General features: G+C 68.5%; 20 protein-coding genes and 1 riboswitch. Of the genes, 10 read left to right on the plus strand and 10 right to left on the minus strand.

The window, feature by feature from the left end; translation table 11 throughout:
• Positions 1–309 precede the first annotated feature (309 nt).
• From QM619_RS03720 to QM619_RS03740, 5 genes are all read left to right on the plus strand, one after another.
• Positions 310–1,155, plus strand: coding sequence for a hypothetical protein (locus tag QM619_RS03720; protein ID WP_415104445.1), 846 nt, complete (start codon positions 310–312; stop codon positions 1,153–1,155).
• Position 1,156: 1 nt separating this feature from the next.
• Positions 1,157–1,771, plus strand: a complete 615-nt coding sequence (locus QM619_RS03725; protein WP_415104447.1) for an RNA polymerase sigma factor — start codon at positions 1,157–1,159, stop codon at positions 1,769–1,771.
• Between the two features lie 315 nt (positions 1,772–2,086).
• Positions 2,087–2,971: an ABC transporter permease gene (locus tag QM619_RS03730; RefSeq protein ID WP_415104449.1), complete on the plus strand. Its 885-nt coding sequence runs from the start codon at positions 2,087–2,089 to the stop codon at positions 2,969–2,971.
• 34 nt (positions 2,972–3,005) lie between these two features.
• On the plus strand, positions 3,006–4,085 hold the full coding sequence (locus QM619_RS03735) for an ABC transporter substrate-binding protein (protein WP_415104451.1): 1,080 nt from the start codon (positions 3,006–3,008) through the stop codon (positions 4,083–4,085).
• A gap of 1 nt (position 4,086) precedes the next feature.
• Positions 4,087–4,902 (plus strand): ABC transporter ATP-binding protein, encoded by an 816-nt coding sequence (locus QM619_RS03740; protein ID WP_415104453.1) that lies wholly within the window; start codon positions 4,087–4,089, stop codon positions 4,900–4,902.
• Positions 4,903–5,066: 164 nt separating this feature from the next.
• Here QM619_RS03740 and QM619_RS03745 read toward each other — a convergent pair whose 3' ends face one another.
• The 7 genes from QM619_RS03745 to QM619_RS03775 all read right to left on the minus strand — a co-directional run bounded on the left by QM619_RS03745 (position 5,067) and on the right by QM619_RS03775 (position 12,100).
• Positions 5,067–5,579: a flavin reductase family protein gene (locus QM619_RS03745; protein WP_415104455.1), complete on the minus strand. Its 513-nt coding sequence runs from the start codon at positions 5,577–5,579 to the stop codon at positions 5,067–5,069.
• A complete protein-coding gene (locus tag QM619_RS03750; RefSeq protein WP_415104457.1) occupies positions 5,576–6,955 on the minus strand; it encodes an LLM class flavin-dependent oxidoreductase in 1,380 nt (459 codons plus the stop codon). The genes QM619_RS03745 and QM619_RS03750 overlap by 4 nt, the downstream gene beginning before the upstream one ends.
• Before the next feature lie 210 nt (positions 6,956–7,165).
• A complete protein-coding gene (gene metE, locus QM619_RS03755; protein ID WP_415104459.1) occupies positions 7,166–9,463 on the minus strand; it encodes a 5-methyltetrahydropteroyltriglutamate--homocysteine S-methyltransferase in 2,298 nt (765 codons plus the stop codon).
• Between the two features lie 84 nt (positions 9,464–9,547).
• Positions 9,548–9,717: riboswitch (cobalamin riboswitch) on the minus strand.
• Positions 9,678–9,806: a hypothetical protein gene (locus QM619_RS03760; RefSeq protein WP_415104461.1), complete on the minus strand. Its 129-nt coding sequence runs from the start codon at positions 9,804–9,806 to the stop codon at positions 9,678–9,680. (Overlaps the previous riboswitch by 40 nt.)
• 229 nt (positions 9,807–10,035) lie before the next feature.
• Positions 10,036–10,533 carry a precorrin-2 dehydrogenase/sirohydrochlorin ferrochelatase family protein gene (locus QM619_RS03765; protein WP_415104463.1) on the minus strand — a complete coding sequence of 166 codons (498 nt, stop codon included), beginning with the start codon at positions 10,531–10,533 and terminating at the stop codon, positions 10,036–10,038.
• A gap of 57 nt (positions 10,534–10,590) precedes the next feature.
• Entirely contained in the window at positions 10,591–11,445 is an 855-nt protein-coding gene (locus tag QM619_RS03770; RefSeq protein WP_415104465.1) for a hypothetical protein, read from the minus strand.
• Between the two features lie 49 nt (positions 11,446–11,494).
• Positions 11,495–12,100, minus strand: a complete 606-nt coding sequence (locus QM619_RS03775; RefSeq protein ID WP_415104467.1) for a TetR family transcriptional regulator — start codon at positions 12,098–12,100, stop codon at positions 11,495–11,497.
• 256 nt (positions 12,101–12,356) lie between these two features.
• Between QM619_RS03775 and QM619_RS03780 the strand changes: the two genes are divergently transcribed.
• Positions 12,357–13,004 (plus strand): HAD family hydrolase, encoded by a 648-nt coding sequence (locus tag QM619_RS03780; protein ID WP_415104469.1) that lies wholly within the window; start codon positions 12,357–12,359, stop codon positions 13,002–13,004.
• Between the two features lie 103 nt (positions 13,005–13,107).
• Here the strand turns inward: QM619_RS03780 and QM619_RS03785 are convergent, their stop codons facing one another.
• Positions 13,108–14,619: an acetyl-CoA hydrolase/transferase family protein gene (locus QM619_RS03785; protein WP_415104471.1), complete on the minus strand. Its 1,512-nt coding sequence runs from the start codon at positions 14,617–14,619 to the stop codon at positions 13,108–13,110.
• 379 nt (positions 14,620–14,998) lie between these two features.
• Between QM619_RS03785 and QM619_RS03790 the strand changes: the two genes are divergently transcribed.
• Entirely contained in the window at positions 14,999–16,921 is a 1,923-nt protein-coding gene (locus QM619_RS03790; RefSeq protein WP_415104473.1) for an alpha/beta hydrolase family protein, read from the plus strand.
• A gap of 24 nt (positions 16,922–16,945) precedes the next feature.
• Here QM619_RS03790 and QM619_RS03795 read toward each other — a convergent pair whose 3' ends face one another.
• The gene (locus QM619_RS03795) at positions 16,946–17,812 is read right to left on the minus strand and encodes a D-hexose-6-phosphate mutarotase (RefSeq protein WP_415104475.1); all 867 of its coding nucleotides are present in this window, start codon (positions 17,810–17,812) and stop codon (positions 16,946–16,948) included.
• Between the two features lie 180 nt (positions 17,813–17,992).
• Positions 17,993–20,029 (minus strand): sugar transferase, encoded by a 2,037-nt coding sequence (locus tag QM619_RS03800; RefSeq protein WP_415104477.1) that lies wholly within the window; start codon positions 20,027–20,029, stop codon positions 17,993–17,995.
• Between QM619_RS03800 and QM619_RS03805 the strand changes: the two genes are divergently transcribed.
• The 3 genes from QM619_RS03805 to QM619_RS03815 all read left to right on the plus strand — a co-directional run bounded on the left by QM619_RS03805 (position 19,958) and on the right by QM619_RS03815 (position 22,968).
• On the plus strand, positions 19,958–20,512 hold the full coding sequence (locus QM619_RS03805) for an adenylyltransferase/cytidyltransferase family protein (RefSeq protein WP_415104479.1): 555 nt from the start codon (positions 19,958–19,960) through the stop codon (positions 20,510–20,512). The two genes, QM619_RS03800 and QM619_RS03805, sit on opposite strands and share 72 nt — an antisense overlap.
• A 111-nt stretch (positions 20,513–20,623) precedes the next feature.
• Entirely contained in the window at positions 20,624–21,817 is a 1,194-nt protein-coding gene (locus QM619_RS03810) for a DUF1972 domain-containing protein (RefSeq protein WP_415104481.1), read from the plus strand.
• Between the two features lie 14 nt (positions 21,818–21,831).
• The gene (locus QM619_RS03815) at positions 21,832–22,968 is read left to right on the plus strand and encodes a Gfo/Idh/MocA family protein (RefSeq protein WP_415104483.1); all 1,137 of its coding nucleotides are present in this window, start codon (positions 21,832–21,834) and stop codon (positions 22,966–22,968) included.
• The last annotated feature ends 4 nt before the right edge of the window (positions 22,969–22,972 follow it).

A 22,972-nucleotide genomic window follows, 5' to 3' on the forward strand; every position in this document is an offset into this window, starting at 1 on the left:
GGCCCCGATCGGGGCGGCATTGGTCGCGCAACCGGACGTCGCGATCGCCGCCGCCACCGCGAGGATCGCCAGGCGGCCGATCCGGCGACCGGACGCCGCCCCCCGCCCCCCGCAATTCCTCCTCCGGCGCACGATGCCCCTCCAACCCTGCTCGTCGGTGATTCACCCCAGACATGCCGAACCGTTACACCGACGTCCGCTGCCGCTCTTCTGCGGCGGTGGGGGAGATGGACGTGGCCGGCTGCGGGTGGTGCTATGTAACGCCTGCGCATATCGGGGTGACACCATCGGCACCAGGAGGCGGCCCCCATGGATCACGACAGCCAACGTGTGGCGCAACTCATCGCCGCGGCCGACCCGCACCCGCAGCAGGACGACGGTGACACCCTCGCCCTGGTGTGGAGCCGGATCGAGCCGGAGCTCCACGAGCCGGCCACCCCCGTCCCGCTTCGGCGCGGGCGTCGTTGGGCGATCACCGGTGCCGTCGTGACCGCCGTCGCTGCCCTGACCGCCGCTGCCCCCTTTATCGCGACCCGCACCGGCGTATGGAACGCCCCCGAATACGTCTCCGTCGGCGGTCCCGGCGAGGAATACCGACTCCAGGGCACCGACTTCGCGAGTGAACTGGCCGCGCTCGGGGCCGACATTCCCTACCCCGACCAGGCCAGCCGGGACGCCGTCCGCCAGCACATGATCGCCGACCTCACCGAGGGGACCGAGCCCGCCAGCGCCACCACCGGAGCGCTACGGACCGACCTCGCCAAGGGCTCCATCTGCGCCTGGATGCGCACCTGGACGACCGCCACCGAGGCCGGTCGCCGAGCCGACAGCGCTGCCGCGCTCGCCGCCCTGCGGGGCGCGCCGAGCTGGACCGCCGTCACCGATGTCGACCCCCGTCCGCGCATCGACGGTGAGGTGGACGCCGGCACAGGAGTGCGCAACCCGACCGTCTTCGGCTACCTGCCGGCGATCATCAAGGCCGCCGAGAGCAATGACCGGGCGGGTCTGGCCGAACTGGCTGAGGCGTCCGCATACTGCGTCTACTACGACGACCAGCCGACCGCGCCCGCTCAGGCTGCGCCACCCGCCGCCGAAACCCCCAGCTCTGCGGCCCCGACCGAGCCCGGCGTCCAGACCGGCGGAGGACACCGCTGAGATGTCGCTCACCTCGACGGAGTTCGAACAGCTCTACCGGGAGCATTCTGGTGAGATTCTGGGATACCTGACCCGACGGGCCGGAACGACCGACGCCCCCGATCTCCTGGCCGACACCTTCCTCACCGCGTGGCGACGTCGCGATGTCCTGCCCGCTCCCGCGATGCGCAGGGCCTGGCTGTTCGGCACCGCCCGGAACCTCCTGCTGGCCCACCACCGCGACAACCCACCCCGTCCGGTCGAACACCCGGAACCGGGGCAGCCCATTCGGCCGGACGCCGCACCCGATGCGCAGACGGAGAGGCAGCTGGAGCGGGCCGTGCACGCCGTCCTCGCCGAACTGGCCGAGGTCGACCGCGAACTGCTGACCATGACCGCCTGGGAGCGGCTCAGTGTCGCCGACGCCGGACGTGCCCTCGGACTCACCAGCGCCGCAGCGCGGGTCCGGCTGCATCGGCTGCGTCGTCGCCTCGCCCTCGACCCCCGGCTGGCCGACCTCGTGCCACCACCTTCGGAGCGGGAGGACCGCGCGGAGCAGGCATCTGGCGGGGGACGAAGCGGGACGCGATTGCGACCTCCTCAGCGTTTCTCCAGCCGGCTGGTGGCGAGCGAATAGGCGAGTTCCCCGCGTCCGGTCTCACGTAGTGGCTGAGGTTGACCCACCGCAGATATTAATCCTAGAATCCCGCCATGATTACTAGGAATAAGCGGTGTCGCGTGACGCGAGTCGCGGGGCGTCGCTGTTGTTCCTGCCCGATGCGCTGACCGCCGTCCTGACGCGTCTCTCACTGCGGGCCGGCTCGCCGACCGGGCGTGAGAGGCCGGGTCGGGATTCTGCCTCGACGTCACCAGTCACACCGATCTCCATCGCACATCTGAGCCGGGAGCGCCCGAACGAGGTTGCTGTCCCCAGCTCGTGAAAGGACCACCCATGACACTCGTCGATGAGAAGGTTGCCGGTCCGCCTCCGGCGACCCAGCCCCCGACGGTCGTCGCCACCCATGCTCGAGCCGTGCCTTGGCGACGATGGTCCGTCAACGGCGGCATCTTCGTGGCGGTCATCGCGGTCTGGTGGGCGCTCACGGCGTCCGGATTGATCGCCCCGCTCTTCCTGCCCAGCCCGCAGGCCGTGGTCGGTGCCTTCATCGACGCCAACGGTTGCCGTCCGATCCAAGAGGGGAGCGCCCGGATCGTCTGCGGCTCGCAAGGCTATTTCCTGTGGGAGCATCTGCTGGCCAGCCTGCAGCGAATCGGCATCGGAGTGGTGTTCGGCATCGTGGTGGGAGTGCTGCTCGGCTACACGATGGCCCTGACCCCGGTGCTTGGACGTCTGTTCGAGCCCTATCTGAACTTCTTGCGCTCGCTGCCTCCGCTGGGCTACATCGGTCTGCTGATCGTCTGGTTCGGCATCGGCGACACCTCGAAGGTCTGGCTGCTCTTTCTGGCCGCCTTCCCGCCGATCGCTATGGCCACCATCGACGGCGTCCGCGGCATCCGGATCGACCGGATCCAGGCCGCTCAGGCGATGGGCGCCAAACCAGTGCACGTGCTGCGCCATGTGATCGTTCCGGCCAGCCTGCCGAGCATTCTCAGCGGCATCCGGATCGCCACCGGCTTCGCCTGGACGACGGTGGTCGCCGCGGAACTCAACAACGGCATCCCGGGCATCGGCGGTCTGGCCTACCTGGCCGGCACTCAATTGCAGACCCCGCTGACCATCGCCTGCATCATCGTCATCGGGTTGGCCGCCATCGCCCTCGATGCCGGGATCAAATACATCGCCGGCCTGCTGGTGCCCTGGCAGGGCAAGGCATGAGCTCATCCGACCCCGCGAGAGGACATCCGCACCCATGAGCAACCCTTTCACCACTCGAGTCCGGCTGGCGGCCGTCGCCTGCGCCGTGGCGCTGCCGCTCGCCCTCGCCGGCTGCACCACGGCCCGCGAGGCGGAGGCGCGGGCCAACGCGGCGAGCGGTTCCACCGCCCAGTGCCCGATCGAGGTGAACACCACCGCCACCGGTTCCGTCCGGCTCGGCTGGCAAGCCATTCCGGGCGCGAACCTGGTGGTCAGGGACCGCCGTTGGATCGAGACCTGCCTGCCGAACGTCACCGTCACCTGGATCAAATTCGACTCCGGTGCCGATGTCGTGCAGGGCTTCGGATCGGGATCGGTGGATCTGTCCACGCTCGGATCCAGCCCGGCCACAAAGGCACTCTCGGCACCGCTGAACGTCGACATGCAAGTGGTCTGGATCGACGACGTGATCGGGGCGGCCGAGTCCCTGGTGGCGAAGAAGCCCAGTGTGAAGAAGCTGACCGACCTGCGTGGCGGGACCATCGCCGTCCCGTTCAGTTCGACCTCGCACTTCAGTCTGCTGATGGCGCTGCAAGCCGCGGGGATGACACCGGGCACCGACGTCAAGCTGATCAACCTCAGCCCCGACAAGATCCTGGCCGCCTGGAACGGCAACGAGGTGGACGCCGCCTGGGTCTGGGACCCGGTGCTCAGCGAGCTGGCCGAACACGGTCACGTCATCACCGGTAGCCAGGAAACCGCCGAGCAGGGCAAGCCGACCTTCGACCTGGAAGGGGCGACGCGCGCCTTCGTCGACGCCAACCCGAGTTTCATGGACACCTGGACGGCGCTTCAGGACCACGCTGTCAGCCTGCTCACCGGCACCGATCAGCAGTCGGCCGCCCAATCCGTGGCGGTACAGCTGGGCAGCACCCCCGAGGCCGTTCTCACCCAACTCAAGGGCTACACCTATCCCCGCGCGGCCGCGCAGCTGGACCTGCTCGCCGTGCTGCCGGGCCAGCTGAAAGCGACCGCCGAGTTCCTCGCCACACAGGGCGAGGTGGACGCGGTCAGCGACCTGTCCATCTACCGGGCCGGCATCTATCCGACCTCCATCGAGAAAGTGGCGAAGTGACATGACCATCACCCCGATCCACGGCAGCGACAGTTCCGTGACCCCGAAGATCCGGTTCGACCGGGTCACCAAGACCTATGCCACCGACAGCGGCGAGCCGGTGACGGCGCTGTCGGAGACCTCCTTCGACATCTCCGAAGGTGAGTTCGTGTGCGTGGTTGGACCCTCCGGCTGCGGAAAGTCCACCCTTATGCAGATGCTTGCCGGCTTCCACGCTCCGTCGTCCGGCCGGACCCTGGTCGATGGGGTGGAGGTGCGACGTCCGGACGCCGACCGCGGCGTCGTCTTCCAGCAGGCGAATCTCTACCCCTGGCTGACCACCCGCGGCAATGTCGAGCTCGGGCCGCGCATTCGCGGGGTCGGGAAGGCCGAGCGTCGCGCGCGTGCTGAGCAGTTCCTGGAGATGGTCGGCCTGTCACTATTCGCCGACCGCAAGCCCTACGAGCTGTCCGGCGGCATGCAGCAACGGGCGCAGATCGCCCGGGTGCTTGCCAATGACCCAGAGGTGATCCTGATGGACGAGCCGTTCGGCGCCCTGGACGCCCTCACCCGCGAGCGGATGCAGGTCGAGCTGCTGCAGATCTGGCGTGAGCGCCGCAAGACTCTGGTGTTCATCACCCACGACGTCGAAGAGGCGATCTTCCTCGGCACACGGGTGCTGGTGATGACCGCACGGCCCGGACGGGTGCTGATGGACCTGCCGGTCGAACTCCCGGACGGCCTGACCCCTGCCGAGCTCCGCTCGGACCAGCGGTTCGTGGAGTTGCGGGATACCCTGCTCGACGCGATTCACCGGGCCCAGGACGTGGCGGCCTGAGCGGCGAAAGACCCCTCGATCGGTCACCGGTGCGCCGGTGACCGATCGAGGGTCTTTGTTCGTGGGATGGGGCCCGCGGTCTGTTCGGTGCGCCGAAATCCGCGTCTCGGGGTGCCTCGAGGCGCGGATTGACCGGCGGTTCCCGTCCCTCGGCCGGGGCCGGGTCAGGAGGTGGGCGCGTCCAGTCGGTGGTAGGTGCGGTCCCGGTAGATCAGCGGACGCCGATCGGTGCCCCAGGCCGCGGCGGCCTCGGCCAGGATCAGCCGGCTGCCGGCGGCCGGCACGTGCGATCGCACCCTGCCCTCGATCCAGCCCGCGCAGCCGGCCAACACCGGCTCGCCGGTGGGCAGCGGATGCCAGCCGCCGGCGGCGAACCGGTCGATGCCGCTGGTCGCGAACCGGGCCGCGACGTCGGCCTGGTCCTCGGCGAGGAAGTTGATCATCACCCGCCGGACCCGGCTGAGTGCCGACCAGGACGACGAGGCGGCGTGCACCGAGAAGGCGAACAGCGGGGGCTCGGCCGATACCGAGATCACCGAGGTCGCGGTGAACCCGTACGCCCGATTGCCGTCGTGCAGCGTGATCACCGCCACGCCGGCCGGATGGCCGCGGAAGATCGTCCGGAACTGCTCGGCGTCGATGCCTGGCTCGGTTGCGGCGATGGGCTGTGCGCTCATGCCAGGACCTCGTCCACAGTCCCGTGGCGGCGGACGCTCTGGCCGATCGGCAGCCCGGTGGCCTCGGGGCGGTCCAGGCCGTAGTGCTCGCGCAGCGTCGTCCCGGTGTATTCGGAGCGGAACAGCGAGCGGCGACGCAGGATCGGGATCACCTCGTCGACGAAGGTGCTCAGATCGCCGGGCAGCGCCGGCGGCATCACGTTGAAACCGTCGGCGGCACCGCTGGTGAACCACTCTTCGATGGTGTCGGCGATCTGCTCGGGGGTGCCGTGGAAGGTGCGATGACCGCGTCCGCCGCCGAGCCGGCGGACCAGCTCACGGACGGTGAGGTGCTCCCGGCGCGCGGTCTCGACGATCAGCGTGTAGCGGCTCCGATTGCCCTCGATCTCGGTCTCATCAGGGAGATCGGCCGGCAGCTGCCGGTCCAACGGCAAGTCCTCCAGCGGGAGCCGGAGGATCCGGGCCAGCTCTTCTCGGCCGAGCTCGGGGTTGAGGTGCTCATCGAACAGCCGGCTGCGAGCCTCGGCTTCGGCCTCGGTGGCGCCGACGATCGGCACCAGACCGGGCATCACCTTGATGCCCTCGGGGTCGCGCCCGAGGCCGGACGCCCGGCGCTTCAGGTCGGCATAGAAGGCGCGGGCGTCGTCGATGCTCTGCTGGGCGGTGAAGACCGCTTCGGCATACCGGGTGGCGAACGATCGGCCGGCCTCGCTCGACCCGGCCTGGACCAGCAGCGGCCAACCCTGCGGCGAGCGCGAGACGTTCAGCGCTCCGGCCACCGAGAAGAACTCGCCGCGATGGGCGGCCGGATGCACCCGCTCCGGGTCGGCCCAGATGCCGCGTTCCTTGTCGGCGAGGATCGCGTCGTCCGACCAGCTGTCCCACAGCTTGATCGCGACGTCCACGAACTCGGCGGCCCGCCGGTATCGATCGTCGTGACGAGGGTGCTCGTCGAGGCCGAAGTTGCGGGCGGCGTCCGGCACCTCGGTGGTGACGATGTTCCAGCCCGCCCGGCCGCCGCTGACATGGTCCAGCGAGGCGAACCGGCGGGCCAGGTTGTACGGCGAGTTGTAGCTGGTCGAGGCGGTAGCGATCAGCCCGATCCGCTCGGTCGAGGCCGCCACCGCGGCCAGCAGGACCGTCGGATCGAGCACGCTGGTCGGACGCCGGTGCACCGGGAACACCGCCGGATGGTCTGCCAGGAAGATCGAGTCGAAGGTGCCGCGCTCGGCGATCCTGGCCAGCCGGACGTAGTGGTCGAGCCCGGTGCCTCCTGAGACATCGGATTCCGGCAACCGCCAGGCCGCCTCGTGGTGGCCGACGTTCATCACGAAGGCGTTCAGGTGGAGCTGTCGGGGTTTGCGCGAAGATGTCACGCCCGAACAATAACACGGTGCACCTACCGATTTACTAGGAGATTAGGAAGGTTTCTTCGGCCGCGCGCGTGGGCGTCGGCATCCGCGGCATGCCACCGGGATCGCCGCCGATCGGCCCTGGTGTCAGCCAATCGCTCCCTCCATCGTCATCCCGGACCGGGGTTGGCGCAACATCCGAACCGCACTAGGGCCTAGTGCGTGCGGCGAGGGTTATGTCTGGGCGACCAGGCGGGCGCGGGCCCGTGCGGCACCGGCGACCAGTTCGGCGAGGGAGGCCTCGACCTCGGGCCAGCCGCGGGTCTTCAGCCCGCAGTCCGGGTTCACCCAGAGCCGCTCGGCGGGCAGCACGGCCAGTGCCGCCTGCAGCAGGGCGTCCACCTCGTCGGCGCTCGGCACCCGTGGCGAGTGGATGTCCCAGACTCCCGGGCCGACCTCGTTCGGGTAGCCGGCCTCGGCAAGTTCGGCCACCACCTCGCCCTTGGACCGGGACGCCTCCATCGAGATCACGTCGGCGTCCAGGGCGATGATCGCGTCCATCACGTCACCGAACTCGGCGTAGCACATGTGGGTGTGGATCTGGGTGTCGTTGCGGACGCCGCTGACCGACAGCCGGAACGCCTCGGTCGCCCAGGCCAGGTACTCCGCCCAGTCCCGGCGCCGCAGCGGCAGGCCCTCGCGCAGCGCCGGCTCGTCGACCTGGACGATCGGCAGCCCGGCCGCCTCCAGATCGACCACCTCGTCGCGCAGTGCCAGCGCCACCTGCCGGGCGGTCACCGACTCCGGCTGGTCGTCGCGGACGAACGACCACTGCAGAATCGTGATCGGTCCGGTCAGCATGCCCTTCATCGGACGGTCGGTCTGCCCCGCGGCGAACTGGGCCCAGTCCACGGTCATCGGCTTGGGACGGGCCACGTCGCCGAACAGCACCGGCGGCTTCACGCAGCGCGAACCGTAGCTCTGCACCCAGCCGTGCGAGGTGGTGGTGAAGCCGTCCAGCTTCAACCCGAAGTGCTCCACCATGTCGGTGCGCTCGAACTCACCGTGCACCAGCACGTCGACGCCGAGCTCCTCCTGCTTGCGAATGCAGGCGACGGTGAGCTCCTCCAGACCGGCATGGTAGGTCTTGGCGTCCACCTCGCCACGACGGTGCGCGGCACGCAACCGGCGCACCTCGGCGGTCTGCGGGAACGAGCCGATCGTGGTGGTCGGCAGCAGCGGCAGGCCCAGCCGGGCATCCTGCGCGGCGGCCCGCTCGGGGTAGGCGGCGGCGCGACGCGCCCAGTCAGGGGTGATCGCGGCCAGCCGCTCCCGAACCGCCGGCTGCAGCACTCGCGGCGAGGTGCGCCGGGCCGTCAGGACCGCGGTGCTCTCGGCCAAGCCGGCCAGCGCGTCCGCGTCGCCGTTCAGCGCGCCGGCGAGCAGCGCCACCTCGTCCAGCCGCTGGGTGGCGAAGGCCAGCCAGGACGCCAACTCGGCATCGTCACCGGTCTCGGACGCCAGATCGACCGGCAGATGCAGCAGCGAGCAGGACGGCGCCAGCTGCACCCGCTCGGCGCCGAGCCGGGGGACGACCGGCAGCAGCCGCTGGTAGACGGCGGTCAGATCGGTGCGCCACACGTTGCGGCCGTCCACCACCCCCAGCGACAGGCCCAGGGACGCCGGCGCCGCGGCCACCACGGCGTCCAGCTGATCCCGGTCGCGGACCAGGTCGACGTGCAGCACGTCCACCGGCAGCCCGACGGCCAGCTCCAGGTTGTCGCCCAGGCCGCCGAAATAGGTAGCCAGGGTCAGCTTCGCGGTGGGGACGGCGTCTCGCAGCCGGGCATAGGCGCGGCAGTAGCCGTCGATCTCGGCCGGTGACAGGTCGAGCACCAGCGCGGGCTCGTCCAGCTGGATCTCGGTCGCGCCGGACGCCACCAGGTCGGTCAGCCAGTCGACGTAGGCGGGCAGGATCGCGTCCAGCAACTCGATGGTGTTGCCGCCGTCGGTGCGCTTGGCCAGCCGCAGGAAGGTGAGCGGTCCGATCACCACCGGACGGGTGGTGATGCCGAGCGCGAGCGCCTCCCGCAGCTGCGCGGCGGTGGCCTTGGACGAGTAGCGGAACTCCTGGTCAGCGGCCAGTTCCGGGACCAGGTAGTGGTAGTTGGTGTCGAACCATTTGGTCAGCTCCAGCGCCGGGACGCCGTTGCCGCCGCGGGCCATGGTGAAGTAGCTGACGAGCGCGTCGGCGTCCGAACCGGCGATGTCGAACGGGACGCCGAAGCGTTCCGGGACGGCGCCCAAGGTGACCGCGGTGTCCAGCACCTGGTCGTAGTAGGAGAAATCACCGCTGGGAATGTGCTGAATTCCCTTGTCCCGCTGCAATTGCCAGTGGGTGGCGCGCAACCGGGCAGCCACGTCGGCGAGGCCGGCGGCGTCCAGGTCGCCCCGCCAGTGCAACTCCTGCGCCCATTTGAGTTCGCGGTCGCGTCCGATGCGGGGGAATCCGAGGTTCGCGGTGGTGGTCATGCGTCGGCCCGCCTGAGGGCAGGGGTCGACGAATCGTGTGCGGGCATAGCCGTTTCCTTTCGAGGCCCCATCCATCGTGGGGCGTTGCGGACAAAGCGCCGCAGCCGGTCTCCTGGCTCGTGGATCGACCGCCGCCTCCCGCCTTCCCGGATCACTCCAGTGGCATCGATGGGAGGTCGGCTCTCCACTCACAGTTGCGAGGACAGCCCCGGATTCACACCGGGTTCCCGAACACTGCGACGGCCCGATCGAACCACGGGCCGACCGGACGGCACAAGCGCGCGTGGGCGGCGTCCAGCATGCGGCGGCGTACCTCGTCACCCCAGCGGGCGTACCTCGTCATCCCAGCGGGCGTACCTCGTCATCCCGGCGAACGCCGGGATCTGGTCGGGTGGGGAGATCCCGGATCAGGTCCGGGATGACGTGGGCGGTGGGTGTTCGTCATCCCGGCGAACGCCGGGATCTCCGGACCGGGCGTTGGTTGGATCCCGGAGCAAGTCCGGGACGACGGGGTGGGTTTCGTCGTCCCGGCCCGTCTTCGTCATGCCGGCGGACGCCGGGATCTCGGGGCCCTACAGCCCTTCCTCGACGACCACGTCGACGAGCCGGTCGCGGATCCGGCGCGCGCGCAGCGGGTCGTGACTGGTGATCACCGCTACCGTCACTCCGGACGCCTCGCCGGTGGCCGGCGTCCAGGCCGAACCGGAGTCGGCCCGGTCGGCCCGCACGCAGAAGGTGTGCCGCTGCTCGGCCTCCGCGGTCACTGCGGCGTTCACCTCGGCTGAGTCGGTGGCGGCCAGGACGTACCAGGCGCCGTCCAGATCGGACGCCGTGAACCGTCGCGCCGTCCAGACCACGGCGCCGGACTCGGCGAGGGAGCGCAGCGCCGGATCCGCCTCGGGCGAGATCAGCTCGACGCGGGCACCCGCGGCCAGCAGCTTCGGGACGCGACGCGTCGCGACAGCGCCCCCGCCGACGACCACGACGCGGCGTCCGTGCAGCAACAGGCCCGCCAGGTAGGTGGGGGAGCCCGACCCGCGCTGACCGCCGCGGCCGGACGTCTCGTTCATCGGTTCTCCTCCTCAGGGATCCGTCGCCTCGTCAGCGATCCGTCGCGGCCAAGGGACTCAGATTCCGCGGTAGCGCGGCAGCGGGCCGTAGAAGACCTGGTCGATCGGCTCTGAATAGACGATCTGCGGGTGGCGAAGCAGCTGCCAACGGGCGAAGAAGCGGGTGCTGGCCGGCAGCCACAGCGGCACGGCACCGAGCGCGATCACCCCGATCGAGATCGCCGCGATCGGGGTGAGCAGCAGTGAGAGTGACGAGACCGCCACCGCGACCAGGGCGCCGATGCGGGTCCAGCGGTAGCCGGAGAACGCGTAGTAGCCGACGGTCGACGCGACACCGGCGACCAGGACGGCGATCAGGCAGCACAGAATCGCGAACAGCACCCGCATGCCGCTGGCCGGCTCGGACGGGAACTCGGCGGTGAGCCAGGTCGCCGCGTTGAATTTGTCGATCTTGTTCCAGTCGTCGGGACCGACCTCCACCCAAGGAGACGCCATCTGCCACATCGCCAGCAGCAGACCGGCGACGACGGGGACGGCACCGCCGAACAGCAGGACGGCCGACGTCCAAACCGTCCAGGGCCGGACAGGCTGACCGGTCCGCTGGCTCAGCCGGGCGAGTGGGACGGCGGACGGCTGCGGCACCAGCGCCGGTACCTGTCCTGGCGTCGGCGGCAACGGCTGGGCTCCCGGAACCGGCACCATCGATCCTCCGGGATCGGACGCCGAAACGAGGCCGGCGTCCGGCGCGGGCCATGCGGCGTCCGGGGCGGCGGGGGATCCCAGGGCCGGGTACGGCTGGGTCTGGTCGGGATTGCCAGGGCCGGACGGCGGCGCGTCCGGAACGGACATCGCGCGACGTGGTGCGGCCCCGTCGGGGCCTACGGGTTCACCGGTGGGTGCTGGCCAGCTCATCGTCCTCCTGAGTCTGCCGACCAGCCTACCGAGGGGCCGAATCGGCCCTTCACCAGTCTTCGACCAGAAGTTCCTGCATGGCCCGCCCCATGCCTTCGATCAGCACCTGATCGGAGACGGACTCCAGGGCCGGCAGCCGCAGGATGTACCGGCTGAGCGCCATTCCGAGCACCAGGCTGACCGCCAGTTGTCCACGCAATTTGAAGTCGCTGTGGCCCAGCCGCTCGGCGATCGCGCCGAACACCTCCTTGGACATGAACTCGCTGAGCGGTCGCTGCACGATGTCCTCCGCCACCGCCGATCGCAGCATCGCGGTGAACCGTTCGCGTCCGCCGCCGGGGGCGTCGTAGGCGGCGAGGAAGGCGGCTACGGCGGCTGGCCCGATCCGGTCGCGGGGCCCGGCGAGCGCGTCCGCGACCAGGCGGTCGGCGTCCAGGGGAAGGTCGAGCACGGTCTGGGCGAACAGGTCGGACTTGCCGGAGAAGTAGTGGTGGATCAGTGCCGGGTCGACGTCCGCGGCGCGGGCGATCGCCCGCAATGAGACCTTGTCATACCCCATCGTCGAGAACAGCAGGAGTGCTGCCTCGCAGATGGTGCCGCGGGTGTCGGTGCCGCCGGGGCGGCGTCCACGCGGCTTTGCGGGGGTGTCCGTCATGCGCTTCCTCTCTGCCGGCGCGCGGCCTGTGGGGGGTGTCCGCGGCCATCCGGAGCCCTCGCCGTGCTGGACGTCGATATCCGACTCAGGCTGGCCTTGGCCGCGCACCTGGTGGTGCATCGACGCCGGTCGACCGGATTTGCAGACCCACCCTAACTGTCCGGACGTTGATATCGGGAGGGTTTGACGTGTTCGCTGCTGCTTCGGTCGATGGGTGCTGTGGGGGCCTCGCAGCGTGGGGGACTACGCTGAACCGGTGAATTCCGCCCCGCCCCGCGTCGTTCTGTTCGACCTCGATGGCACGCTTGCCGACACCGTCCCGCTGATCGTCGAGACCTTCCGGCGGACCGTGTCGGACGCCCTTGGCTGGGAGCCGAGCCCCGAGCAGTGCAAGGAGTGGATCGGGCGCTCGCTCGCCGATACGTTCGGCGGGTTGGCGCCCGATCGGGCGGACGACCTGATCGCCCGCTACCTGGAGTGGAATCTGGCCAATCACCATGCCTATGTCCGTCCGTTCGACGGTGTGACCGGGCTGGTAGAGCGGCTCCGGGACGCCGGTCGGACGTTCGGTGTGGTCACGTCCAAGCGGCGGTCCTCGGCGGAGGTCAGCCTGGAATGCGTCGGCCTGGCCGGACGGATCCCGCTGTTGGCCACCGAGGACGACACCACCACTCACAAGCCCGCTCCGGAGCCGCTGCTGCATGCCCTGCGGCAGGTGGGAGCGGACGCCGGCGACGCCGTCTACGTCGGTGACGCGGTGGTCGATCTCCAGGCGGCGCAGGCCGCCGGGATGCGCAGCATCGGCGTCACCTGGGGAGCGGGAACGGAAGCCGACCTGAGGGCGGTCGGGCCGACCGCGGTGGTGCACAGCGTCGCCGAACTCCGCACCCTGCTCGGTCTCTGACCCGACCACCATCCCGCCAACCCCCTCCCTAACTACTTCTGCCCTGCCACATGCGGGAGGGCAGAAGTAGTTAGGGAGGGCCCTGTCTGAGGCCGCCGTCCGGTCAGGCCGGCCGCATCGTCCCGGTCTCCAAGAACCGCTGGTGCCAACTCAGTGCCAGCCGCAGGTCGTGCGGCGTGTGCAGGCCGTTGCAGACCTTCTGCGCGTGCTCGAAGTACTCCTGCAGCATCGGACGATAGGACGGGTGCGCGCACTTGTCGATGATCAGCCGCGCCCGCTGCTTGGGCGATTTGCCTCGCAGATCGGCCAGACCCTGTTCGGTGATCAGCACTTGGACGTCGTGCTCGGTGTGGTCGTGGTGGCTGACCATCGGCACGATGCAGGAGATCGCCCCGCCCTTGGCGGTCGACGGGGTGACGAATGCCGAGATGAAGGCGTTGCGGGTGAAATCGGCCGACCCGCCGATGCCGTTCTGCATCCGCGAACCCATGATGTGGGTCGAGTTCACATTGCCGTAGATATCGGCCTCGATCATGCCGTTGCAGGCGATGATGCCGAGCCGGCGGATCATCTCGGGATGATTCGAGATCTCCTGCGGACGCAGCACGATCTTGTCCCGATAGCGCCGGGCCTCGGCGTTCATCCGTTCGGCGTACTCATGAGACAGCGAGAAGGCGGTGGCTGAGGCGACGCTCATCTTGCCGGAGTCGATCAGGTCGACCATGCCGTCCTGGATCACCTCGGTGTACGAGGTCAGATAGTCGAACGGCCCCTCCAGCAGACCGGCCAGCACCGCGTTCGCGACATTGCCGACGCCGGACTGCAGCGGCAGCAGATCGCGGGGCAATCGCTTCTTCTTCACCTCGTGGGTGAGGAACTCCAGAAAATAGCCGGCCATCTGTCTCGAATCGGCATCGGCCGGCTTGAACGGCGTATTGCGGTCGGCGGCGTCGGTCTCGATTACCGCGACCACCTTGTCGAGGTCGACCCGGTAGTTGCGCTGCCCGATCCGGTCGCCGGTGTGGGTGAGCATCACCGGCTGGCGGTCCGGTGGCAGCCGGGTGCCGTAATAGATGTCGTGCATGCCCTCCAGGTCGGTTGACTGCCACGAGTTGACCTCGAGAATGATCTGGTCGGCCCGGTCGAGGAACGTCTTGTTGTTGCCGACCGACGACGACGGCACCAGCAGGCCGTCCTCCTTGACCGCGGTCACCTCGACCACAGCGGTATGCAGCGGCCCCATGCTGCCTGCCCAGATCATCGGCGCCAGATGCGACAGGTGGATGTCGGCGTACTCCGAGATGCCCTCGTTGATCTTGCGGCGCATGATCGGGTCGGACTGGTACGGCGTCCGGAAGCTGATGCCGTCCACCTCGGCGAGCACGCCGTCCAGCTCGGGCGCCGTGGAGGCGCCGGTGAGCAGACGGATCTGGAACTCTTCGCCGCGCTCGTGGGCGGCCTCGATCTGGGACGCCAGCGCCTCCGGCACCTGCTTGGGGTAGCCGGCACCGGTGAAGCCGCTCATGCCGACGTTGGTCCCGGGCTTGATCAGCGTGGCTGCCTCGGCAGCCGTGGTGAGCTTCTTGCGCAGCTTCTTGTTCAGGACGCGGGACATCGGACCTCTCCAGACAGTTCTCTACTACGGACGATAGTAGTTAGCCGCCCGCTCGGCGGCCGCTTTGCGAAGAGGTCCAGTGCTCGAATGACGGTGTCTCAGTAGCTGATCATAAGATGTTTTGACTAGGTGATTCAGTGGTGCTGCAGTCGGTTCGCACCGCCGGAGCGACGCGAGATCCCGGCGTTACCGGGATGACCAGGGGCCCATTCGTGCCGGGCCATGACCGACGTCGTCGTCCCGGACGTGATCCGGGACATCGAGGCCAGGGTGATGGGTGTGCGACCTCCGTGGGGTGACCGACGTCGTTCGTCATCCTGGACGTGATCCGGGATCTCGGGGCAGGCGCGACATGGAGTGCGGCCTCTACGGTGGGGGAATGACCACCGTGCCCCATGGTTCCTGGCCGTCCCCGATCTCGGCCGCCGATCTGGCAAGTGCCGGCGTCCGGCTCGGCGAGCCGCGCTACGACGGCGCCGATCTGTACTGGACGCAGGGTCGTCCGGCCGAGGCCGGACGGGTGGCGTTGCTGCGCGAACGCGACGGCGTGGTGAGCGAGGTGGCGCCCGGACTGAGCGTGCGGACGCGGGTGCACGAGTACGGCGGCGGTGCCTGGGACGCTCGTGACGGCGTGGTGGTGATCAGTTCGGACCCGTCCGGGCAGCTGCTGCGCCTGGACGCCGACGGCCCGCATCCGCTCACACCGGCGGCGGCGCGGCAACGGTATGCCGACCTGCGCGTCCATCCCGCGCTCGGCGTCGTGCTGGCCGTCCGGGAAGACCATTCGGAGCCGGGAGAACCGGTGAACACCCTTGTCGTGTTGCGTTTGGACGGCGCCAACGAGGACGGCGGGGCGGTGATCGCGTCCGGTGCGGACTTCTACGCCTGTCCCGAGTTGAGCCGCGATGGACGGCTGGCCTGGATGGAGTGGCGACACCCCGACATGCCCTGGGACGCCTGCCTGATCCTGGTCGGACGGCTCACCGCGTCGGCGTCCGGGGCGGCGATGGACGACGTCCGGACTGTGGCGGGTGGGCCGGGCGAGTCGGCAGTGCACCCGGTGTGGCGCGATGACGAACTGCTGTTCTGTGCGGACCGTTCTGGGTTCTGGGAGCTGTACGGCTGGGACGCCGCGGCGGGCGTCCGGCAGCTGACCCGTGGGGACGCCGACCTGGTCGAGCCGTTCTGGGTGTTCGGACGGTGTCCCTTCGCCGTGACCGGCGACGGATCGGTGCTGGTCCGGCCCCGGATCGACGGACGCAGCACACCGATGCTGCTGATCGACGACGGCTACCGCGCGTTGGCGCCGGACGTCGTGGATTGCGACAGCCTGGACGCCTCCGGCGACCGGATGGTGGCGTTGGTTCAGTTCGCCGACACCCCGGACGCCATCGTCGAGTTGACGATCGAGGCCGGAGGCTTCCGGACGGTCGATGCGGGTGCCCCGTCCACCCTCGACCGCGACTGGGTGAGCGTCGCCGAGCCGGTGACCTGGCCGGGGCCGGCCGGCGAGGTGCACGGCTGGTTCTACCCACCCACGAACCCCGCCCTGACCAAGGTTGGGAATACCCCGACCTTGCCGGGCTCTATCGGCGGCGCGCCGGATCTGCCCCCGCTGATCGTGATCAGCCACGGTGGGCCGACCGCCTTCTCGACCGCCGGGTTCAGTATGGCCGTGCAGTTCTGGACCACCCGCGGGTTCGCCGTGCTGGACGTCAACTACAGCGGCAGCAGCGGATACGGACGCGCCTACCGCGATCGGCTGCGCGGCCAATGGGGCGTCCTCGACGTCGCCGATTGCGTCGCAGGTGCACAGGCGATGGCGGCGGCCGGACGGGTCGATGGCACCCGGCTCGCCATCCGAGGCGGCAGCGCCGGCGGCTACACGACGCTGCGGGCGCTGACCACGTCGGACGTCTTCGCGGCCGGCTGCAGCCGGTACGGCATCGGCGACCTGGCCGCGTTGGCGTCCGACACGCACAAATTCGAGTCGCGCTACCTCGACGGCCTGGTCGGTCCGTGGCCGGAGGCTTCCGAGGTCTACGCGGAACGCTCGCCGATCAGCCATGTAGACGCGCTGAACTGTCCGATGCTGATATTGCAGGGCGCCGAGGATGCCGTGGTGCCGCCGAATCAGGCCGAGACGATGGCGGCCGCGGTCGCCGCGAAGGGATTGGACGCCGAACTGATCGTCTTCGAGGGAGAAGGTCACGGTTTTCGCCGCGCCGAGACGATTCGCGCGGCACTGGACGCCGAACTAGCCTTCTACACCCGCACCTTCGGGATCGGTCTTCCTCGGTGACCTGGCCTCACGCCGCTTGGTTGCTCAGTCGTCGAGCCCCAGCACGTCGATCCGCTGGGTCATCGTCCAGTCCTCGCCAGGCAGCAGGGTGACGGCGTCGGCAAACACATTCGCGGCCTCGACGCACACCATCCCGCTCCACTCGCCGGGTGGCATGTCGGCCAGACCGGCCGCTGCTTCTTCCCACGGGTTCCAGACCACCACATCGGCGGACCCCTCGGTGCTCAGCCGGATGCGGCGGGCGTAACCGGGATCGCTGACGGTCACCGCTCCGCCGTGCAGATGAACCCGGTCCGTCGGCCCGGTCAACCGCAGCGAGCCGCTCTGCACCTGGTCGAAGGCGGGCTCTGGAAGGTTCTTGTCGAGGTAGACGGCACCGTCGAGCCCGTCGACGGCGATCTCCCGGACGTCGCTCACCGCCAGATAGGTGTGTAACGCCTCCTCGATGGTGAACGGCTGGTCACCGGTGTTGCGCGCCCACAGGGTGACCGCCAGATGGGCGGCCGCGAACTCGGCGGTCAGCCGGGCCTGGTACGGGTGTGGAAATTCCGGCTGCCTGCCGGTGATCTCGGGATCGATGGTGTAGCTCACCCGCAGCGTGTCACCGTCCTCGACCACTTCGGACCGGCGCCAGGCGATCGCCCGGACGAAGCCGTGAGCCGGCTTCTTGTCACCGGTCAGCCCAGGACCGAACCACGGGAAACAGATCGGGATCCCACCGCGGATCGCCTTCCCCGCGGTGTAGGCGCTCGCCGAACTGAGCCACAGCACCGGGTGTGAGGAGCCTTCGGGCTGCCAGCGGGCCACGTGAGCGCCGTGGTCGAAGATCCGGCAGCGGCCGGCGGCGTCCTCGATGCCGGGCAGGGGAGCGGTGATCTCGGTGTGGCTCATGGACGAGAGACTAGCGCCGTTCGACGGAAGCTCTCCCGAGAGGGATGAACGGGGGCGATGCTGTCGGTTCAGCTGTGCCAGGGCGATACAAAAAGGAGCAGTGCGGGGCCAGATCGGCCCCGCACTGCTCAGGGAGCCCGGGGGGATGGGCTCGTTCTGCGTGGGGTGTAGAGCGGTCGCTCAGTAGGCCCCGCTCGATCCCAGGACGGCACGCGCGGTGCGCATCAGGATCGTCAGGTCCTGCATGATCGACCAGTTGTCGACGTAATAGACGTCCAGTCGGACGGTTTCATCCCACGAAAGGTTGGAGCGGCCGGAGACCTGCCACAGGCCGGTGAGTCCGGGGCGCACATCGAGACGGCGGACGGTGTCGCGGTCGTAACGAGCGACCTCGCTGGGCAGTGCCGGACGGGGGCCGACCAGGCTCATGTCGCCACGGAAGACGTTCCAGAGCTGCGGCAACTCGTCGAGAGAGAAGCGTCGGATGAAGCCACCGATCTTGGTGATCCGCGGGTCCTTGGCCATCTTGAACAGAACGCCGGCGCCCTCGTTCATCGCCTCCAGCTCGGCCTTGCGCGCCTCCGCGTCCACCACCATGGAGCGGATCTTGAGGCACTGGAACTCCTCTCCGCGATGCCCGACACGGGTCTGCCGGAACAGCACCGGGCCACGGTCTTCGAGTTTCACCGCGATCGCGACCACCGCGATGATGGGCGCGGCGAGCAGCAGCAGGAGACTGGATCCGATGATGTCGAAGGTGCGCTTGCCCCAACGGGACGCTGCGACCGCCTGCGGCCGCTCGACGTACACCAGCGGCAGACCGGCGACCGGCCGCGAACTGAGCCGCTCAGAGCTGATGTCGGTCAGGGCCGGCGCAACGATCATCTGGGTGTCCAGGTCTTCCAGCTCCCAAGCCATCCGCTTGAAGTGCTGGCTGTCCGGGAACGAACCATCGGCGAAGATCACGGTGTCGATGGCAGACTCGCTGACCAGATCGACGATGTCGGATACCTTGCCAAGGATCGGCAGGCCGGCCGGCGTCTCCTCGATGTCTGCGGACGTGACGGCGCCGACGACCTGGTAGCCCAGCCACTTCTCGCGGCGCAGGACGCGGGCGACCTCATCAATGTGCGAGGGCGAGCCGGCGACCAGGACCGAGGTCTGGAACATGCCCCGCCGACGCAGTTGCATGAGGGCGCGGCGGCGAACCAGTCGGCCGACCAGCAATGCGGGGATGCCGATCGCGAACAGCAGGACGAAGAACGCGCGAGACAGATCGGACATGGTCAGGTAGCAGCCGATGCCGACCGCGCCGGCGAACAGTCCGGAGCCCAACGCGACTCGCTGGTACTCGACCATGCCGGTCTGCAGGTGGTGTAGCGCGTAGGCGCCGCACAGCGCGAGAGTCGCCATCCAGGCGCCCGGGATTGCGTAGTAGGCCCACATCAGTCCCTCGGGCCCGAGCACCTTGCTGTGGGCGCCGAAGCCGTACCGCCCGGTATAGGCGGCGAAGGCCGAGACGGCGATGAGCACCGCGTCGATCAGCGTGACGCCGGTCTGCCGGAGCGCTGCACTGCCGCGAGCGGTCGTGATGCGGCTGTTGAGGCGCCGACGAGCAGCCTGAACGCGTACGTCCAGAGTAGTCATATTAAGAATCCCCCCCGAGATGTAACACTGTGAACTCCCCCCGAGTTCACGGCGGGCACCCCCCAGCACCCGCTGACGCCAGCTTCCCACACCTTCGCCGACCTGGCAACTGAGCAGCGCCGGCGGGTCGCGCGCGGGACGCTCGCGGGTCTGTTTCGTAATCTGCGAGATTCGGCGGCTTCGGCATTTGAACATCGAGTGCCACTCGTGCGACAATGCGATTGTGCGATCAGCGGGGGGCTGGTCGATGTTCCGGGGGGAATTCACGTGAGAACGGGCTATGTACTGTCCGTCTTCGACATGGTTGATGTGGGAGACGTAGACGTTGTTCAACAAGCAGCCGAGAGTGTAGACCGGGTCGAGGCCCGAGTGCTCTCCGATGAGGCCGTGGCTGGACTGACCGGCCGGCCGCCGGTGGTGCCGGCGGTGGAGCGACTGGAGATTGTCGGATCGATTCGCGATGTGTCCGACGCCATGATCTACGATCCGCACGATCCCTTGAAGCGGAGCAGCCGCGACGTCGTCTACGCCCGCACCGATGTCGGCATCGGTCAGGCCGAGGTGGACCACTGGCTGCGGCCGCGGGTGGCCGACCGGACGGCGGTGGACTTCGGGCAGTCGCTGAGGCTTCCTCTCGCGGACGGGCCCACTGGCTATGTGCCGGGCGCCTGGGACATGTTCCACATCGGTCACCTGAACATCCTCAAGCGCGCTCGGGAGAATTGCGCGCGCCTCGTGGTCGGCGTGGTCACCGATGAGGCCCTGTATCAGGCCAAGGGCAAGTACCCCATCGTGCCGCTGGCGGAACGAATGGAGGTAGTGGCCGCCATGGACATCGTGGACGCGGTGGTGGTCGACTTCTCCAGCAGCAAGCTGGACGTTTGGGAGCGCATCCAGTTCGACGTGCTGTTCAAGGGCGACGATTGGCGCGGCACGGCAAAGGGCGACCGGCTCGAATCCGAGATGGCGGCGGTAGGTGCCAGCGTGCACTACTTCCCGTACACGGCGCACACGTCGTCCACGGCGCTGCGCCAGATCCTCGCCACTCGCTGAGTCGAAGGTCTAGTGATCGGTACATCCGGTATACTGTCGCACGGTCGGTTGCACCCCTCTGCCGGAGACCGCTTCGCGTCCGGCCCACCCGCCCACGAAGGAGTTTTAGGCTTGTCAGCACGCGCCCGAATCGGGGTCGATACAGATCGGCCCACCCATCAGGCGGACGGCAGGCCTGTCGTCCGAATCCTCGGTACGCACGGAGTTCCAGCCAATTATGGAGGCTTCGAGACTGCCGCAGAAAAGGTTGGCCTGCACCTGCTGGAAGCGGGATGGCGGGTCATCGTCTACTGTCAGGTCGCCGGCTCGGGTGAGATTACCTACGACGAATGGCGCGGGCTGGAGCGGGTCAATGTCCCGGTGAACCTGCCCGGATGGCGCGGTACGTCGCTGTTCGACCTGAAGTGCATCATGCACTCGAGTCAGTTCGCCGACCTGTGCTTGGTGTTCGGCTACAACACCGGAATCTTCAACACCTGGCAGCGGTTCAAACGGATCCCGATGGTCATCAACATGGACGGGATCGAGTGGTCGCGGGCCCGCTGGGGCTTCTTCCGGCAGATGATCCTGTACATCAACGAGCGCTTTTCGGCGGCGGTCGGGAACCACCTGATCGCCGACCACCCGGAGATCGAGAAGTACCTGTGGAGCCGGGCGCCCAAGCGCAAGGTGACCATGATCGCGTACGGGGCCGACGAGGTCTTGGAGGCCGACGAGGCTCCGGTGCGCGCGCTCGGACTTGAGCCCGGTCGGTACCTGACGCTGATCTGCCGACCGATCCCGGAGAACTCGATCCTCGAGCTGGTGCAGGGCTTCTCCAGTCGGCCGCGCGACTTCAAATTGGTGCTGCTGGGCAAGTACGACCCGGCGACCGACGACTACCATCGCCAGGTGGTTGAGGCCGCCTCCGACGACGTGGTGTTCCTGGGCGCCATCTTCGATCCCGAGGTCGTGCAGCCGTTGCGATTCCACAGCGCGATGTATCTGCACGGTCATACGGTCGGCGGGACGAACCCGTCCCTGGTCGAGGCGCTGGGCGCGGGCAACCCGGTGCTGGCACACGACAACATGTACAACCGGTGGACGGCCGGCACCGGCCAGGCCTACTTCACCACCGCGGCCGATGTCGCCTCCGCGCTGGATGCGATCCTGGGATCGCCCGAGCGATTGGCGAAGATGAGCGCGGATGCCAGGAAGCGATATCACGCCGGCCTGAGCTGGCAGCAGATCGGTGAGCAGTACCGGCTTCTGCTGGACCGCTATCTCCCTGCAAAAGTGACCAAGACTGAAACCGGAAGGCATTGAAAACGATGGTGAAAGTGGCCGTAATCGGCCTGGGCAAAATGGGCATCTCGCACCTGTCCATGGTGCGGGCGCTGCCCGGCGTGGAGGTGGTCGGCATCGTCGACGCCACCACCTACCTGCTCGGAGTTCTGAAGAAATATACGGGGTTGGCGACCTATACCTCGATCGACAAATTGCTGGCGGCCGGAAAGCCGGACGCCGCCATCGTGGCGACGCCTTCGCGGCTGCACTACCCGATGGTCAAGCAACTGCTGGAGGCTGGCGTCGCGGTGTTCTGCGAGAAGCCGTTCACGCTGAGCGGCACCGAGGGTGAGGAACTTGTCGAGCTCGCCGCATCGAAGAACCTGGTCACTCAGGTCGGCTACCACAACCGGTTCGTCGGGGCATTCGGCGAAGTGAAGCGGCTATTGGACGCCGGCGCGATCGGCTCGGTCACCCATGGTCTGGCCGAGGCATACGGGCCTGTGGTGCTCAAGCCCCAGGGCGGCACGTGGCGCAGCAAGAGCACCGAGGGCGGTGGCTGTCTCTACGACTACGCGGCCCATCCGCTCAACCTGATCAACTGGTATCTGGGTGAGCCGGTCGGCGTCGGAGGCACCGTCCTGAACAGCATCTTCTCGGCCGAGATCGACGACGAGGTGTCGTCCACTCTCTACTACGACCAGGGCCGCACCGTCTCGGTGTCGGTGAACTGGTCGGACGAGTCGGTCCGCAAGATGACCACCCGAATCACCCTGTGGGGAACCGGCGGCCGGATCTTCGCCGACCGTCAGGAGATCCAGGTCTACCTGCGCGAGGACACCACGATCCCCGACGGCTACCAGGCCGGCTGGAACGTCCGCTACACCACCGAGCTGACCGAATCGGTCGACTTCTACCTGCGCGGTGAAGAGTACACCGCGCAGTTGGCGCATTTCGTCGAGCGGGTGCGCACTGGCGCGGTCGACGGCGAGAACACGTTCGCCTCGGCAGTGGTCACCGACAAGCTGATCGAGCGAATGATCGATGATTCGAAGCGGGGCCCGTCGGTCCGGCTGAGCGACGCGGTGATCGCGCCTGAGCCGGTCGCCAAGTCGCTGCCGGCACGGGTGCTGGATGCGGCCCGGTCGGGCATCAAGCGGGTTCGGGCTCTCGTGTCCGGCGGGAAGTGAGGAC

It is taken from the genome of Micropruina sp., assembly GCF_047606665.1.
Classification (GTDB): domain Bacteria; phylum Actinomycetota; class Actinomycetes; order Propionibacteriales; family Propionibacteriaceae; genus Micropruina.